14 protein-coding genes and 2 pseudogenes are annotated in these 16,577 nt (G+C 62.0%); 8 read left to right on the top strand and 8 right to left on the bottom strand.

Translation table 11 applies throughout. The features are described from left to right. The first annotated feature begins 224 nt into the window (after nt 1-224). Together GX444_09410 and GX444_09405 are read left to right on the top strand one after the other, a co-directional pair. Nucleotides 225-728 carry a hypothetical protein gene (locus tag GX444_09410; protein ID NLH48806.1) on the top strand — a complete coding sequence of 168 codons (504 nt, stop codon included), beginning with the start codon at nt 225-227 and terminating at the stop codon, nt 726-728. A 29-nt stretch (nt 729-757) separates the two neighbouring features. After that, complete coding sequence (locus GX444_09405) at nt 758-2,032, top strand: hypothetical protein (protein NLH48805.1); 1,275 nt, start codon at nt 758-760, stop codon at nt 2,030-2,032. 9 nt (nt 2,033-2,041) lie between these two features. Here GX444_09405 and GX444_09400 read toward each other — a convergent pair whose 3' ends face one another. Continuing rightward, a complete protein-coding gene (locus GX444_09400; protein NLH48804.1) occupies nt 2,042-2,977 on the bottom strand; it encodes a hypothetical protein in 936 nt (311 codons plus the stop codon). A gap of 143 nt (nt 2,978-3,120) precedes the next feature. Between GX444_09400 and GX444_09395 the strand changes: the two genes are divergently transcribed. From GX444_09395 to GX444_09385, 3 genes are read left to right on the top strand one after another with little or no spacing between them, the layout of a single operon-like run. Next, entirely contained in the window at nt 3,121-3,750 is a 630-nt protein-coding gene (locus tag GX444_09395) for a PadR family transcriptional regulator (protein ID NLH48803.1), read from the top strand. A 36-nt stretch (nt 3,751-3,786) separates the two neighbouring features. Further along, complete coding sequence (locus tag GX444_09390) at nt 3,787-5,127, top strand: TolC family protein (GenBank protein ID NLH48802.1); 1,341 nt, start codon at nt 3,787-3,789, stop codon at nt 5,125-5,127. Nucleotides 5,128-5,135: 8 nt separating this feature from the next. Further along, complete coding sequence (locus GX444_09385) at nt 5,136-5,606, top strand: hypothetical protein (GenBank protein NLH48801.1); 471 nt, start codon at nt 5,136-5,138, stop codon at nt 5,604-5,606. 17 nt (nt 5,607-5,623) lie between these two features. Here GX444_09385 and GX444_09380 read toward each other — a convergent pair whose 3' ends face one another. Then, nucleotides 5,624-6,982: a hypothetical protein gene (locus GX444_09380; GenBank protein ID NLH48800.1), complete on the bottom strand. Its 1,359-nt coding sequence runs from the start codon at nt 6,980-6,982 to the stop codon at nt 5,624-5,626. Between the two features lie 220 nt (nt 6,983-7,202). On the opposite strand from GX444_09380, the pseudogene GX444_09375 reads away from it, so the two are divergent. Together GX444_09375 and GX444_09370 are read left to right on the top strand one after the other, a co-directional pair. Further along, a pseudogene (locus GX444_09375) lies at nt 7,203-7,337 on the top strand (ATPase). Between the two features lie 1,963 nt (nt 7,338-9,300). Beyond that, a complete protein-coding gene (locus GX444_09370; protein ID NLH48799.1) occupies nt 9,301-9,645 on the top strand; it encodes a hypothetical protein in 345 nt (114 codons plus the stop codon). 1,349 nt (nt 9,646-10,994) lie between these two features. On the opposite strand, the pseudogene GX444_09365 reads toward GX444_09370, so the two are convergent. Then, nucleotides 10,995-11,120 (bottom strand): annotated as a pseudogene (locus GX444_09365) (ATPase). Nucleotides 11,121-11,412: 292 nt separating this feature from the next. Here GX444_09365 and GX444_09360 point away from each other — a divergent pair. Further along, nucleotides 11,413-11,964, top strand: coding sequence for a hypothetical protein (locus tag GX444_09360; GenBank protein ID NLH48798.1), 552 nt, complete (start codon nt 11,413-11,415; stop codon nt 11,962-11,964). Between the two features lie 167 nt (nt 11,965-12,131). Here the strand turns inward: GX444_09360 and GX444_09355 are convergent, their stop codons facing one another. From GX444_09355 to GX444_09335, 5 genes are all read right to left on the bottom strand, one after another. Further along, nucleotides 12,132-13,145: a glycosyltransferase gene (locus GX444_09355; protein NLH48797.1), complete on the bottom strand. Its 1,014-nt coding sequence runs from the start codon at nt 13,143-13,145 to the stop codon at nt 12,132-12,134. 67 nt (nt 13,146-13,212) lie between these two features. Further along, the gene (locus GX444_09350; protein NLH48796.1) at nt 13,213-14,031 is read right to left on the bottom strand and encodes a metal ABC transporter permease; all 819 of its coding nucleotides are present in this window, start codon (nt 14,029-14,031) and stop codon (nt 13,213-13,215) included. Further along, a complete protein-coding gene (locus GX444_09345) occupies nt 14,028-14,828 on the bottom strand; it encodes a metal ABC transporter ATP-binding protein (GenBank protein NLH48795.1) in 801 nt (266 codons plus the stop codon). The genes GX444_09350 and GX444_09345 overlap by 4 nt, the downstream gene beginning before the upstream one ends. 82 nt (nt 14,829-14,910) lie before the next feature. Next, nucleotides 14,911-16,008, bottom strand: a complete 1,098-nt coding sequence (locus GX444_09340; protein NLH48794.1) for a hypothetical protein — start codon at nt 16,006-16,008, stop codon at nt 14,911-14,913. A gap of 164 nt (nt 16,009-16,172) precedes the next feature. Then, nucleotides 16,173-16,409, bottom strand: coding sequence for a hypothetical protein (locus GX444_09335; protein NLH48793.1), 237 nt, complete (start codon nt 16,407-16,409; stop codon nt 16,173-16,175). Between the last annotated feature and the right edge of the window lie 168 nt (nt 16,410-16,577).

Raw genomic sequence — 16,577 nt, 5'->3', positions numbered from 1 at the left:
CAAAGCCCGATGCAAAACGGAAAATCGAAAGGGAACAACCAACTGGACGTGGGTCTATCAGGCCTCGGCTCCGAACTCTACGTAACCAAGGGGACATTTTTGCTGCACAGTTGAGGGGACATATTGCCTAAGTATAAACAAAACGCGGTTCGCGCCTTGCCAGCCGGGGCCGTTTGCGGTCATAATTCGGTGCCTTTTCATCAACACCGCACCGGGAGCGCAAAATGGGCCGTCTGCAAGACCTGAAGAACATGATCGCCGAAAAGCGCCTGGGTTTCGCCATGGAAGAAGTGATGACCGGCACCCACGAATTCGAGGCCGGCCAGGGCGAACCGGGGCAGAAATTCATGGAATTTCACGGCACCTGGGGGCCGAAGCACCTGACCGAATTCTTCAACCCGCTGGGCGGAAAATTCCTTTACAACGACCTGCAAGGCTTCGTCACCGTCGAAGGTCTCTGCGATAACGCGCCGATGGTCGGTTCGCTGGAACTGCTGTATTTCACCGAGGCGAAAATCCGCTACACCTTCACCTTCGAAGCCAACGGCAAACGCTACTTGTACATCGGCGAAAAGGTCGAAATCCGTCCCTGGAACCTGCACCGCACCCATACGACCTGCTACGGCACGCTTTCCGAGCACGACACCGGGCGGATCGTGTCGCGGTCGATCACCTACTTCCGGCTGTCCAGCGCGCCGAAATTCCTGCTCAGCCTTCGGCTGGCCTGAACCGACGTTTTTCGCCGCCCGAGGATTCGATGAGCGAAGCATCCACCCCGGAAATACCGCCGCGGCCGCGCCGTTGGTTGCTGCTCGGCTGCCTGACGCCGGTGTTGGTCGTCGTGGCGCTGGCGGTTGCGTTTTTCATCTGGGCCGGGCAGCAAAAACGGACGCCGGCGAAAAGCGAGCAGCCCGAGTGGGTGCCGGAAAACATGCGCTGGGTGGCCTGGGCCTCGCCGCCGGTGGTCTATAACGGGCCGGGCGAACTGGTGTTCTATTCCGATTTCGGTTGCGCGGCGGGCGATCACCTTCCCGATCCGCAAAACGGCATCACGGTCACCGGCCAGCGCGTCCGTTGCCAACCCGGATTCGTCAGCAAGCTGGTGCGTTCGCCGCGGCAGTTGTTCGTGCATTTGCCGGCCGGTTACGACGATCGGGGCGAGCCGTTGCCGGTGATCGTGGCCATTCACGGCTTCGGTCAGCGGCCTCATCATTCGGTGGCGATCTTCGCGGCGGCGCTCGACGAGGCGCAGCGGGCCGGCCGCCTGCCCAAGGCGATCACCGTGTTTCCCGACTTCACCCTGGGCGGCACCGGCCTGGACGACCTGACCACGCCGTGGGACGAAAACGGCGGCAGTTGGGGCGTCAATTCCAACCAGGGCCGGTTCGCCGATCACTTCACCCGGGAATTGCTGCCGTTCATCCTGCAAAACTACCGGGCGAGCGACGCGCCGGCCAAGACCTTCCTGCTGGGCGGTTCGATGGGCGGCACCATCGCGCTGAATTTCCTGCTCGACGATCCGCGGCGGTTCCCGAACGTCGGCGCGTTCTACCCGGGGCTCGACCTGCGCTATAGCTGCAACGGCGACCGCCTCGCCGATTACGATCCCCAGTGCTACCGGCCGCTGACCACCGACGACCCCAACCGCCGCATGACCACCAACGGCGGCATCAAGGGCCGGATGTTCACCGAGCGGCTGTTTCTGCTGCCGGTTTTCGATTCCGACAAATACCGCGGCGACGTCTGGACGGAGGACCGGCCGGTCTGGGAGCGCGTGCGCGCGAACAACCCGGTCGATCGCCTGCGCGACAAGCCGGTCGACCTGCACGGCACCCACATCTGGTACGTGGCGGGCGACCAGGACGATTTCAACATCGACGCCCAGTCGCCGATTTTCGACGAGCTGGCGACCAAGGCCGGCGCCGAACTGGAACCGCCCGATCACATCCGGCCGGGCCGGCACGACCTGCCGTTTTTCAACCTCTACGTCGATGAAACGATCGCCTGGATGGCGAAACTGCTGGCGAAGTAGCGAGAGAAGCTAGCGGGCGCGATCGAGCGCCGCGGCGTTTTCCCGCGTCCAGCGCGCGACTTCCTCTTGCAGGCGATCGGGACCGATCCAACCCAGGCGGGCCGCCAGCACGAAGCCCCAGCGTTCGCCCAGGCGCGCCAGGGTGCGGCGCAACGGCGCCCAATCGTCGGCCCGCAACTCGGCGAGCGAACCGCAAAGCGCGGCTTCCATCCCGGCGGGACCGTCGGGCCGAACGAGGTCGAGATCGTCGAGAAACCGCGCGGCCAGAAGCGGTTTTTGCAGGTCCACAAGGTAGCCGCCCAGCCGCGCCGAAACGCCCGGCCGCCCGGACGTGTCGTACACCCGAACCTGTTCCACCGTGACCAGCAGCATTTGCGTCACGCCGAACCGGCGGGCGATCGCCGCCGGATCGAACGCGAACCACTGCGGGCACGGCAACTGGTCGGCAATCCGTTCGCCGCCCACCAGGCAAAAACGGTGGCCGGTGTCCAAATCCGTTTCGCCGGGCGGCGGCGCGGCCAACGGATCGCGCGCCGGCTGTGGCGTGCGATAGGGCGGCAGCAATTGATAATCCGGTTCGCCCGCGCGACGCGGATCCGCGCGCAGACGCCGGACCCAGGGCGCGGCGTCGCCTCCGGCCCGCAAGGGCGCGTCCTTGAAAAACCGCAGGGTGCGGGCCAGCGGTCCGGCCCAGGCGGCGGGCAATTCGGCCAGCGAAAGCGGCACGGATCGGCTTTCGATCTCATTTCCCGCCGCGCCGGCGAGTGTGGGGTGCGATGTAGCCAGATCCAGTTCGTCCGGCACGGATACCAACAGGATCGACGGCTCGGCTTCCTGAAAACGGAACAGCGAGGTCGAATAGGAGGAGGCGGACGGCGAGCAGGCCGCGGCGGCCAGAATCAGCAACAACGGTAAAAAGCGGTAATTACGCGATACTCGCCGCAACGGGGACATCCTTTTTCGGACTGTTTTCCGGACAATAGGAAAAAAGCCGGTTGGTGACAAGAAAAGAAATAAAATTGACGTTCTATTCAAGGTTGAATATATTAATTTTATAATTTTTCGGCGTACCGCGAAAGAAGGTAACCATGAATCGCAATAAAAAATTCGTTTTGAATGTCCAATTGGCCATTCTCGGGTTTCTAAAGGAGAAGGAATTTTACGGCTACGAACTGAAGAAATTCATGGAACGGTTCATGGGACCCTTCGCGAACATCAAATTCGGCTCGATCTACTACGCGCTGGAAAAGTTGTCCGCCGATCGGTTGGTCGAGCCGGTGCGCGAGGAAAAGGCCGGCGCGCAGCCGGAACGCACCATTTACCGGATCACCGATCGGGGCCGCGCCGCGTTTTTAAAAATGTTGGAGGAAAGCCTGACCGCCCTGCAGCAGATTTACTATCTGCTCGACGTCAGCTTGTTCTTCGCCGGCGGCCTCGACCCGAAGCGCGTGGCGAGTTTGTTGCGGCACCGGGCGGAACGCGTCGGCGAAGCCCGCGCCGCCTTGGCCAAGATCCACCGGAGTCACGAAGGCAATCCCATTGCGCAATTATTGATCGAGCACAACTCCGTCCACCTCGAGACGGAGGTCAACTACCTGAACAGAGTGGCGGAATGTTTCGAGCGCGGCGATCCGTACGCGGGTAAAACGCTGCGCCAATGGCTGGATGAAGCGCCCGAACACGCGGCCGAAGGCCGTCCCCAGGCGGACATCGTCTGATCCGGCTCGTCGCTTCGCCCACGGAGGAGAGTTTCGATGATACGGAAAATCGTGGTTTGCTTTTTCTTGGGGATCGTTTGCGCGGCGCTGCCCGCCGCGGCCGAGGAACTGACGCTCGAGAAGGCGGTGGATCTGGCGCTCAAGCAGAATTATTCGTTGCGCGATTCCCAGTATCAGGCCGACGCCGCCGATTGGGGTTTCGCGCAATCCTTTTCGGCCTGGCTGCCGCACGTGACCTACGACACGAGCTGGAGCAAGGTGGACGACCAGACCTACGACGACGCCGAGCAGCAGTATCAGCGGCTGAAGCAGATGGGCTACAACAGCAAGCGGACGGTTTTTAAAAACAATTATGCCAGCGCGATCAACGTGATTCAGCCGATTTTCAACGGCGGCCAGGAATACACGACCATCCGTTCGGCCTTTCTCGCCCGCCGCGGCGCCCGGCTCGGCGAGCAGGATACCCGGCTGCAAACCGTGCTCAACACCAAGAAGGCCTTCTATACCGTGCTGAAAACCCGCGCCCTGCAGGACGTGGCGCGCGAATCGCTCGATCTGGCCCGCGAGTCGCTACGCCTGGCCCAGGCGCGGCTGCAGGTCGGCTCGGGCACGCAAAGCGATCTGCTGCGGTGGGAAGCGGAAAGCGCCACCGCCGAGGGATCGCTGGCCGAGGCCGAAAACGCCTATTCCCAGGCGCTGATGTCGCTGGCGAACATCATCGGCGGCCCCGTCGAGGCCGAGTGGACGCTGCCGGACATCGACCTGGCGATCACCGCCGAGCAGTTGCAGCTTGCCGAGCAGGCCAGCCTCGCGGGTGCCAAGGCGCCGCTCTCGATCGGCTCGCATCCGGCGGTGGCCGCCGCGGCGACCAACGTCGATCTGGCGACCACCGGCGAAGTGGGCTCGGTCGGCAAGCTGCTGCCGAACGTCAATTTCACCTACAACTACCAGTGGGAAACCAACGACACCCTCAATCCCGACGGCGACACCAACTGGACCGTCGGCGTCGGCGTGGAAATTCCGCTCTTCCAGGGGATCGGAGCCATCACGGGCATCGGCAATTCGGTGCGCAAGAAGCAGGCGGCCGAGATGACCGCCGAGACGTTCAACCGCGCCTTTTTGCAACAGGCTTATTCCTCGCGCTTCGATCTGAAGAGCGCCCGCCTGCGGGTGCTGTCGGCGCGCAAGGCGGTCGAATTTTCGCAATCCAACCTGGAAATCGTCGAAAAGCGTTCCGAACTGGGCATGGCGACGAGCCTCGAACAGCTCGACGCCCAGATCGCCTACCAGAAGGCGCGGTCGGATCTCATCGGCGCGGTGGGCGATTTCCGCATCGCCCTGGCCGAGTGGGATTACGTGACGGCGACCAAGGAATAAACGCCCCCGTGGCTTGGCTTGAAACGCCGTGGGGCCGGATCCGCGTGCCGGACGACGTGCCGGCGGAGATCGCCTGCGCCTGCTGCGGCACCTGCTGCCGCGCCTTTTTCCTCAGCGTCACCGACGAAACCCTGGCCGAATGGCGCCGGCGCCTGGCGCGCGGCGAGCGCGAGGGCCTGCCGCCCGATCTCGAAGCCGTGTTGGAATACTTCGTGCCGCTGGCCGATCCGCCGCCGACCGCCGAGGGTTCGTGGTACACCTGCCGGGCGTTCGATCGCGCCGCCAACCGCTGCCGTTTGGTGAAAGAGGCGCCACACCGGCGGCCGCAAGCCTGCTTCGCGTTTCCCTATCTTTACGACTGGGCTTCGCTGCACGAGGCGCCCTACCCGAATTGCCACATCGTCCGTCAGGCCGTGCGCCATCTCGGCGGCCGCCTGGGCGGACATTTGATCGAATGGGTGCGGGACGGGTGGACCTAGCCGCGGCGCCGTTTATTTCACGCTCCGACCTGGGCTTCGGCGGGTGAAGGCGGCGCGACCGGTTTCGTGTACCGCACGCGCAGGCGTCCGCGCAAATAGGGATAGACGAACGCGAACCCGAAGCTGGAACCGTAGGTCAGGTAGTGACCCAGCGACGGGGAGATGAACAGGAACACCGGCGACAGGAACAAGGTCGCGATCATCAGGAAGGCGATCTTCGTGCCGTAATGGCTGGACCGGCTCCAGCGGTCGCGGATTTTCGCGAACCAGGGGATGATCAGCGCCGTGCCCGTCAGCGTCAGCAACGCCCGCGCGTAGATGTTTATTTCCAAGGTGTAGCCGGCCCGCCGCGCCAGCACCAGATTGGTGAACTGCAGGATCATCATGATCGTGTCCAGCACCCACCAGTGAACGACCAGAAACAGCAGGCTTTCCTTGCCCAGCAGTTCCACCCGCGCCAGCAGCCAGCGCGCCGCCCGGTTGCCGACGGCGTCGTGGCCGCGATAAAAGCGGCGCATCAGCAGGTAGGTCAGCCCCGCGCCGCCCAGCGTCATCATCACGTAACTCGGAATGCCGCGCAGGATCAGGTCGAGGAAGCTGGGCAGAAACACCGCGTCCAGCAGCGAACCGCCGGGCGCGAACAGGTTGTGCAGCACCCACGGCGCGGTGACGAAGAGCGCCGCGAAAAAGACCGCCCAGGGCACGATGCTCTTTTGACGTTGCACGATGCTGCGGTAACAAAGCGCCCCGGTGTAAAAGAAGACGCCCCACGAAAACGGCGAAAAGTTCAAAAACAGCCAGCGCCGCGCCGGCCCCACGTCGTGCACCAGGTTGATCAGAATGCGGTTTTTGAGGAAATAAAGGATGTCGGCGCCGGGCGGAATCGCGGTCCGCATTTCGTGAAAGCCCGGAATGATCTGGTTCATTTCGAGCCGCAGGCGGAAATTCAGGTAGAAACCGTAGATCGCCAGCATGATGATGAAGTGCAGCCAGGTCGGAATACGCGTGCGCATCAGCAGGTAAACCATGACGGTCGCGACCGCCACGCCCTGGAAGATGTCCATGAAGCCCAGGCTGGCGCGGTTGATGTTGTAGGTGAAGCCGAGGAAAAACAGCAGCACGGCCGCGTTGATGTAAAACCGGGTCGCGTTGAAGCCGGGCTTTTTCTCGTTGCGCTCCAGAAACGTCATCACGTTCATGCCCGAGGCGAAAAAGAACATCGGGCCGGAAAAATCCATCAGGTGCAGGATCAGTTTGTCCGCCACGCCCGGCGCGGGCATCCGGATGCGGATGGCATGCCCGACCAGCATGAGCGCGCAACCCAGGCCCTTGAGCAAATCGATCTCGGCGAAGCGTTCGGTAGTGCGTAACGACATCGGTTCCTCGGTTGTCGCGCCGACCCTGGCGACCGGGGGATTATGCCATGACTGTAAAAAAAGTGAATCGCGGCGCCGTTTCGTTGAAGGTGACAACATTTCGGCGGCTGTGTAGGATATTCTCGCCTATCAGTCGGGGAGGTGACCCATGAAGATCCGCGTGTTGTTGATCCTGGCGCTTTTGCTCGGGATGGTGGCCTTGTTGGCCGCTTGCGGCAATGACGATGATGATTCCGGCGATGATGACGCCGCCGCCGATGACGACAACGATACCAGCGATGACGATGATAACGACGATAACGACGATGACGACAATGACGATAACGACGATGACGACGATGATGACGACGACGATGTCTCGCCCCCGCCCGTGCCGTACGGCATTTACGAGATCACCGGTTCCGACACGCACGGCGATCTGACCGGCACGGTCGAAATCCGTCCGACCGAGGGCAAAGGCATCCAGTTTCTACGCGTGGCGACTTATCCGGAACTCGAGTTCGCCGACCCATACAAAGACGTTCAGTATGAGGTGCACACGGCCTGGACCGGCGAATTGACGGGCGAACAACTGTCGGTGACCCTGCAAGTCGCCGATTTCATGGTCACTTACGGCGATCTGACGCGTACGGAAGACGACGGGTTGCCGGTGACGATCGCCGGAACGGTCGGCCAGACCGACGACGACACGTACGCGGTGCTTTACGCGAGCGACGAAGCGAGCCCCTACGAATACGCCGGTTCGGAGACCTGGACCTACCGCGAAGCCAACGGCGCGGAACCGATTTTCATCGACGAGGACACGACCGACCCGATGGATACGCCGCCGGTCCCCGACGGCGTCAGGAATCTGCTGTTCGCGCTGCTCTCCGGCTATCATGAACTGCCGTTTTTCGACGACTACCGCGACCGCGAAGAATTTCAGGCCGCGATCCATTACTACCATCACTATCACACCGACTTCGCCTGGTATCGCGAGCATCCGGACGCCGTCCGCGTCGTGAACAAGTGGCTCGACGACATCAGCCTGGCCGAAACGATGCTCCGGTCGCGGGCCTTCGGGCCGACCCTGGCGGAAAAGGCGGCGTGGTTCGACGAGGAAATGCCGCAGTATTTCCTCAATCCGACCGGGTTCTACGCGCAGGCGACGGTCGGCGTCGAGCCGCTGCTGCGGGACGAGTCGGGCGACGGCATGTTGTGGTCGGGCTGCTATCTGGCGAGCCAGGTGTTCCGCTACCTCGAAACGAGCGACGCGGCGGCGCTGGCCAACTGGCTGAAGGTGCTGGACGGCATGATTCTCGCGCACGATATTCCGCAGGACGACACCACCTTCGCCCGCGCGGTGCGCCCGCACGTCGCCGACGGCAACAAGGATTGGGTGCAGGGCGCGGCGCCGTACGAGGCGTACGACTGGTTGACCGGCGGCAACAACGACATGATCCAGGGCCTCTATTATTCCTACACGCTTTCGTACATCTATCTGCCCGCGGACTCGGCCTACGACAGCTACCGCGAGGCGATCGCCCTGCGCGCCGCCCGGCTGGCCGATTACTGCGGGATTTCGCGCGATGACGGATTCAACGAGATCAAGGCCAATCTGCTGGCCTACCTGACCACCGGCGAGACGCGGTTCCTCGACCGCTTCACCGAACTGTGGAGCGTCCTTTACCAGCTTTGGACCGACGCGGGTGGCGGCATGTTCTACCTCTGGGGCGTTTCGGACTGGTCGGGCCAGCATTTGAACACGGTGGGCGCGCTGATTCTGCAGTTCCTGGCCGACGCAACCGGTGTCGAGATGGGCACGCAACTGCGCCTGGGTTGGGTGAACGGGATGCGGCTCAACGGCGTCACCGGCCAGGTGTTGTGGCCGATCGCCGCCTATTCGTTCGCCAATCCGTCGGCCGGGTTGGACAACGTGCTGGAAAACGCGATCTGGGGGATGCGCGAAATCCCGTATCCCAAGCAGCAATTCCAGTTCGATCAACGCATCGACCCGGCGTGGTGCGCCTCGCCCTGGCCGTCGCTGTTCTGGAAATTCGACTGGTTCCAGGGCGGCCGTTACCAGGGCCTGTACGGCACGCCGCTGTTCGAGCACGAGGCGTCGTTCACCTATTTCAACCACAGCCCGTTCGTGATCGATTCGGGCGCGTCGACGTACTTCAACGGCGGCGGGGCGGATTACCTGCACGCCTATTGGCTGGGCCGCCATTACGGGGTGATCGCGCCCGAGGATTAGCCTTTCGCCGACCGTTGACAAGCAACCGGCTTCACGGCCAAATAGCGGCTCGAAGAGACCAAGACAACCGCGAGGGAACCTCATGTTCAGGCGTTACGGGTGGCTTTTGCTGGCGCTGTCGGCCGGTTTGCTGATCGGCGGCTGCTTTTCAGGTTCCGACGACGACGATGACGACACCGCCGGCGCCACGTTGGATTGCAATCCGACGGCGTGCGACGCCATTACCGGCCCGACCGACTGCCAGGCCGTGGCCGACGATCCGCAAAAATCCCTGGCTTGTTCCTATTGTCTCAAAGGCACCTTGAAGGGCGCGCAGATCGCCCAATGCATTTTGGACAACGAAGGGAAAGCCGCGACCGACGTCTTGCGCGTTCACTGCAAGGAGTTGGTCGACGAGCAGTGCGGTTTGGCCACACTCGACGAATAGTGACGAGGCGCCGGCTAGTCTTCCTTGCCGATCACCTTGTACGCCGAGGCCAGCCAGTAGGCCGCGAGGTAATCGTGGCCCGAATTGACCGCGCTCGGATCGTCCACGCTTCCCGGGCATTCCATTTCCCACATGCTGTGCTGGAAGATAAAACCCGACCAGCATTGATAGCAGACCCGGTAGGCTTCCTTCGCCTGTAGGCTGGCGGTGCCGATCAGGTCTTCCAGCCACGGGAATTGTTCTTCCAGATCGACCAGCAGTTGCGAAATCGGGTCGATTTCCGCCGCCGGCGGCGTCATCGCGTAGCTTTCCTTGGGCGCTTCCGGAAAATCGCTCAAATCCAGAAGAACCTGCTCGCGGTTGGCCTCCCAGGCGTCGCTGTCCGGTTCGCCCTGCGCCAGGTAAACGGCGGTGTACCACGGGTTGTGCTGCAGATCGACGATCGGCCGGAGCTGCCGTAGAAATTGATTGAGCAGGAACTCGTGGATATCGCAGTACGGTTGCGAAAGCCGAAGCATGCCGAGGAAATTTTCGTGCGACAGGTTGAGGCCGTATTGCTCGAAGTACCGGTTCGGAAACGCGATGTTGTTGAGCGCGAACAACGTTTGCATGGCCGGCGTTTCCAGCTTTTTAAATTCGGTCAGGTAGCGCTCGTCGCCGGTGACGTTGTAGCCGGCGATCAGCCAGCTCATCCGCATCGGAATCAGCACATCCGGCGCCTTGCCGCTCGGCAGGCCGTCGACGTCGATGATCTTCCAGTTGTCGTCCATCAGTTGGTCGAGCACCTCGGCCAGGTCCGCGCGGATTTGGGCGCGCATGGTTTCGTCGTCCACCAGGTCGTAGGCGAAGGTCAGGCCGAGGAACCAGCCGGTGTACTGGTCGCGGCTGGTGTTGCCGATCCAGAAATCGCCGGCGAAGGGGCCCGAATCGACGAGATGGCAGTTTTCGTCGTCGGCGCAGTTGTCGAGCACGTTGTAGTGCAACGGGTTGTCGGCCCGGCCGTCGTACCGCGCGATGAAGCCGGTTTTGCCGGTCACGTGCAGGTGGCGGCTGAGCGCCGCGGCCGAACGCACGACGTTGGCCTTGGCCTGGGCGTCGCCGGTGACGTGGTAGCGTAGTGACTGGCCGGCGATGTAGGTGCCGGTCCAGATGCACGAGTCGCCGTGTCCTTCGTAGTGATCGACGACAGTCTGGGTTTCATCGGTGAATTTGACGTGCACGTGGGAGCCGTAATCGGGCAGGTGCCATTCCTCGATCCAGGCGTCGTGCGCCATCGCCTTTTCGCGCAGCGGGCCGGGATCGCCGGTTTCGTCGTAGGTGTAGCCGATCAGCGGATCGGGGTCACAGGTGTCGTTATCATCATCGTTGTTGTCGTTATCGTCGTTGTCATTGTCGTTGTTATCATCGTTGTCGTCGTCATCGTCATCGTCGTCATCATCATCGTCGTCGCCGGACGAATCGTTGTCGTCGTCGTCAACGGCGACGTTGTCGTCATCGTCATCGTCGTCGCCGCAGGCGGAAAGGGACAGCGCCAGCAGCAAGGCGAGCAACAATAGCGTAAGTTTGGCGATGGATTTGGGCATGATCGTCTCCTTCATCCGGTCGGCGGATCAGCCGGCTCGGTCCTACTTTACTAGGTGAAAAACGGAACACAATCCCACGGCGGAAGACGAGGAAAACGAATTCCTTGAGTCGGGTGCCACGGTCTTCGATCCCCATGGGATCGATGGCCGTGCGTTTTCTTTTTGAAAACGATACGATCCCTCCATGCAATCGACGCCGCGAAAGAAAATCAAACATTTCAACGATCCGGGCCAGGCTCATTTTTTAACTTTTTCTTGTTTTCAACGGCTACCGTTATTGACCAAACAACGCCCGATCCACTGGTTTCTCAGCGCCTTATCGAAGACTTGCCGTAATTTGGATTATTCGCTTTGGGGTTACGTGATCATGCCCGAACACATCCATCTGGTCATTCACCCCAAGACGGACGAATACGACATTTCCGCTTTTTTGCAGGCGATCAAGCAACCGGTATCCCGGGTGGCTAAATCATGGCTTTCGGCAAACGATCCCCATTGGCTGAGCAAATTGACGATTCAACGGTCCGACGGGAAAAAAGAGTTTCATTTCTGGCAATCCGGTGGCGGGTACGATCGAAATGTCTTTACGGAAGGGGAAGCACGGCAAAAAATCGAATACTTGCATTACAACCCCGTCAGGCGCGGCTTGGTGAACGATCCTTTGGAATGGAAATGGTCCAGTGCCCGCTGGTGGGAGGTGGTCGGGAAATATGGAATCGACTTGAGTGAGTATTAGGATGATAACGATTGGTCGGTTTGATCGATCGATATTCTCAAATAAAAAGCACGGCCATCGATCCCAAGGGGATCGAAGGCCGTGGCACCCAATGAGTAGTGATTAGTGTAGGGATCGAAGGCCGTGGCACCCGTTTGGGAGCCAATGCCAACAAGCCGGTGCGCGGTTCACTTGCCTGCGGTCTTTCCCTTTTTTTCCAGCAGGTACATCCCGATTCCCAACGCGAAACCCACGACGCTGTAGACGTACGTCACGCTGTACATCGCCAGAAAAAGCAGCGAAAACAGCAAACCCTTGAGGCGGAAAACGTACCACCAGACGCGAAAGTTCATCAGCAGATACGCGCCGGCCAGCGCCGCCAGGAAAACCGCCGCGATCCGCCAGGGCACGAACAGAAACGTCAGCAAGGCCAGCGGCAGCACCAGCGCCAGCAGCACCCCCGAGAGAATGTTGGGAACCCGTAGGTTCAAATCGGGGGTGAAAACGTTTTCGCGCACCATGAGGCGGGTCCAGGGGATGGCGCGGTTGAGCAGATCCGAACGGATCAGGCTCAGCAGGGTGTAGCGCTTGGCGTGCACGACGCGCAGGTCGGGGTCGAGCGCAACTCGGGCGCCGAGTTTTTTCAGCCGATAACCCAGGTCGATGTCCTCGACGCTTGCCGCGTCGTAGCCCTCGTCGAACCCGCCCGCCCGAGCGAAGCAGGCGCGGCGGATCGCGCCGCAGCCGCACCAGAAGGTCGAGGCCCGGCGGCGGCTGGTCAGGTGCGTGAAGTGGTGGGCGAGGTTTTTATAAACCGTGGCGAAATTGTCGGCGGCCGGAAAAATCGTGTACGCGCCGAACAGGGCGTCCAGTTCCGGCTCGGCGGCGAAGCGCGCGACGATCCGCGCGATCACCCCTGGTGGCACGAGCACGTCGGCGTCGACGAAAAACAGCAGGTCGCCGGTCGCCAGCGAGGCCGCCAGGTTGCGCGCGGCGGCGGCGCCGGAACGCCGGATCATCTGCACCAGGGTGACCGGGTGCCGCGCCGCGATCGCCGCCGAATCGTCGGTGCTGCGGTCGTCGACGCAAATGATTTCCAGCGGAATCTCGCGCTCGCGCTGCAAACCCTGCAAGCAGGCGTCCAGGGTCCCCGCGGCGTTGTAGAACGGAATGATGATCGAGATTTTCGGCAATGCGCTCATCCGGCGTTGATCCGGTTCGGAGTGTACACCGACCACGCGGGGGCCGGTCAAATGAAAACGGCGGCGCCTATTTTCCCTTTCGCCAGCGGCCGACGAGGGCGCCGGCGGCGAAACAAACGATGCCGGCCAGCACGATCGCGGCGCCGGTGGCGACGTTCCATTGGTACGAGGCGTACAGGCCGGCCAGCCCGGAAAACGCCGCGATGCCCACCGCCAGCCAGAAATTGGCCCAGACGCTCGTCGCCGCCTGCCGCGCCGCCGCCGCCGGCACCAGCAGCATCGCGGTCACCAGCAGCGCACCGATGAAGCGCACCGTCACCGCGACCAGCACCGCCAGCAGCAGGCCGAACGCCAGTTCCAGCGACCGCACGCGAACGCCTTCGCCGCGCGCCAGCGTGTGCGACAGGCCGGCCAGCGCCAGCCGGTTGCCGAACAGGCCGAGAAAGACGAAGACCGCGACGCACAGCAGCCCCGAAACGATCACCTCGCCCCGCGTCACGGCCAATACGTCGCCGAAGAGGTACGGCGTAAAGTTGCCGATGCGCCCGGTCAGGCTGACCAGCGCCAGGCCGAGCGCGATCGAAGCCGACAAAAACACGCCGATGACCGTGTCGCTCGGCAGCCGGCCGGTGGCGCGGTAAAGGATGACCGCCCCGGCCACCAGGATCGCGAAGCCGATCAGGGTCGCCAGCGGCGACCAGCCCAGCACGAGGCCGATGGCCACGCCGGTGAAGGCGCTATGGGCGATGGCGTCGGAAAAAAACGCGAGGCGCGCCTGAATGACGTGCGTGCCCATCGCCGCGCAGGCCGGGGCGAGAAATAGGATCGCCAGGGCGGCGCGTTGCATGAAGGCCGGTTCGAGCCAGGCGAAGAGCGGCGCGGTCATGGCGTTTCATCCAGGTGCAGGTGCGGTTCGCGCTTTTCGCAATCGGCGCAATGGGCGGGCTCGGCGCCGATGGCCATCAATCCGTACAGCGACGTGACGGTATGCGGCGTCAGCACCTCGCGCGGCTTGCCCTCGAGCAGCACCCGCTGCCGGAGCGCGATCACGTAATCGGCGTGCCGCATCACCGCCGACAGGTCGTGCGAAACCCAGACCACCGACCGCGAGTGATCCGCCGAAAAACGATCGAGCAGCTCGCAGAACATTTCCTCGGCGCGCGCATCCATGCCGGCCGCGGGCTCGTCCAGCAGCAGAATGTCGGGATCGTTGCGCAGGGCGACCGCCACCAGCACGCGCTTCAATTCGCCGCCCGACAGCGCGCCCAGCGGCTTGTGCGCCAGATTCTCGGCGCCGGTGAAAGCGAGCGCCGCGTGCGCCTTGGCCACGCTGCGGCGGCCGCGGCCCAGCCAGATCGGCCGGCGCTGATCGGCCAGGCACAAAAAATCGAGCACCGAAACCGGCGCGTCGGCGTCGAACTCCAACTTCTGGGGAACCAACCCGAACAAGGGGCGCGTCCGGCCGTTTTTCAGGTGACTGCTGAACAGCATCCGGCCCTGGTAGGGGCGCAGGCCCAGCAGCGCGGCGATGAGCGTCGATTTGCCGGCGCCGTTCGGGCCCACCAGCGCCGTCACGCCGTGGCAGGGAATCGACGCGCTGACCCGATCCAGCACGAGGTGCGGGCCGATCCGCACGGTCACGTCCTGAAGCTGGACGGCCAGATGGCCGGCGCATACCGTCATCGCTCGTGCCCCCGCAATGGGAAAAAATCGCCCGCCCGCCGCGGCGCGTGAATGGCTTGGGAAAAACTACGGGGCCGCTGGCTCAGGAGCAGCCGCCGGAGTCGTCGTCGTCATCGTCGTCCGACTTGTCGGGCGTCGGCGTGGACTGGTTGTCGTCGTCGGTCTGGCCGCCGCCGGTATCGTCGTCGGCGCCGGTATCGTCGTCGGCGGCATCGTCGTCGGCGTCGTCATCGTCGCCGGGGTTGAGGCCCTGGGCCGTGTAATGGGGCAGAATGGTGAACGCGCCGATGAACGCCGCGCCCCATTTGATTTTGAAGTAGCCGTCTTCGCCCCAGAAGGAGCCCCAGGAGTTTTTGCAGATCCAGTATTGCTCGTCGGCGTCGTAACCGACGATCGTCACGGCGTGGAAGCCCTCGGGCATGCCGATCACGGTGGTGTAGATGCCGCTTTCGTAATCGTAAAAGTCGGGATAGATGACCAGGCTCGTGCCGACCGGGCCGTACTGCAGGGCGGCCATCATGTCCGCGGGATCGGGCAGGATCGCGCCCAGGGCGCCCTCGCCGATGATTTCCCAACTGTCGATCTTGAACACGCGGTCCGCCCAGTCGCCGCACTTGTTGTCGCACGGCTCCGAATCGTTTTGTTTGTAGGGGAAGCAATCCTCGTCGACCAGGCCGGGATTTTCGGCGAAGTCGAACGAACTGGTGGTGAAACCGCCGTTGCAGCCGCTGCAGCCCACCGAGTGGCAGCAACTGACGAGCATCTGTTCCGACAGGTTGATGTCCATGTCGGGCCAGTTCTCCTGAATCGCGATGTGCGCCTCGATCGGACCGACCGTGGCGAAGGCCCAGCACGAACCGCAGCTATTCTGGTTCTTGACCTTGGTGATGTAATTCTTGCCGTCCATGTCGCGCCAATCCAGGTGCGCGGGCAGATCCGCGGTCTCGAGCGGCTGGAAATAGCGCTCCTTGCCGGTCAGGATCGGCATGGTCAGATTGGCCGGATACCAGCCGTACAGCTCGTGCATCTGCGCGGCCTCGTTGTCGCCCGCCGTCCACTGGGCGCCTTGCGCCTTGATCGCCGCCTGCACTTCCTCGACGGTCACCGGCGCGGCCGTCGCCGCCGTCGCCATCAACAACCAACCGGCCAATACGAAAACCGGCAACATCTTGCGAAACATGGATCAACCTCCACGGTAGGCGTTCAGTCAACTGGTAATTATAGATGGTTTGCCGGGGGAGGCAAACGGCTTGCGAACCAGTTGAAGTCCACGTGTTGAAGCAAGATTGAGACAAGCCCGGGGCGGCGCTTGTCGTTTTAGAAAATCCACATTCCCCAGAGGGATTAATCTTTCCCGATCATGTCGCCCGCGGTGCCCTGGTCGGCAAAGCCGTAAATCTTCCACAACCACGGCCCGGGAATCCTTTTCCACTTCTCACCATCGTAGTGCATGACACCCTTAAATGAGCCGACAACAAAAGCATCGCCACCAGGCGAAACCCACATATCTTCCATGGCATATTCCGAATTTTTCGGATATTTGGAATCGACAAACTGAATGCCATCGAATAAATAGACCATTGAATACTTATAATAATCACTTAATGCCACTACTGTCCAAAACGATTTGAAAACCGGCTTTTGGACAAGCTAAGTAGCTGATTTTTCAAAGGGCGATTCTAGATTGAAAAATGAGGTTGTCAGTGTACTCAAAATGCTGTCCAAAACAATCGATGCAACAGAATCAGT

The organism is Myxococcales bacterium, from assembly GCA_012517325.1.
GTDB lineage: Bacteria > Lernaellota > Lernaellaia > Lernaellales > Lernaellaceae > JAAYVF01.
The sequence above is the reverse complement of the archived record's forward strand: the minus strand, read 5'-3'. Positions and strand labels throughout refer to the sequence as shown.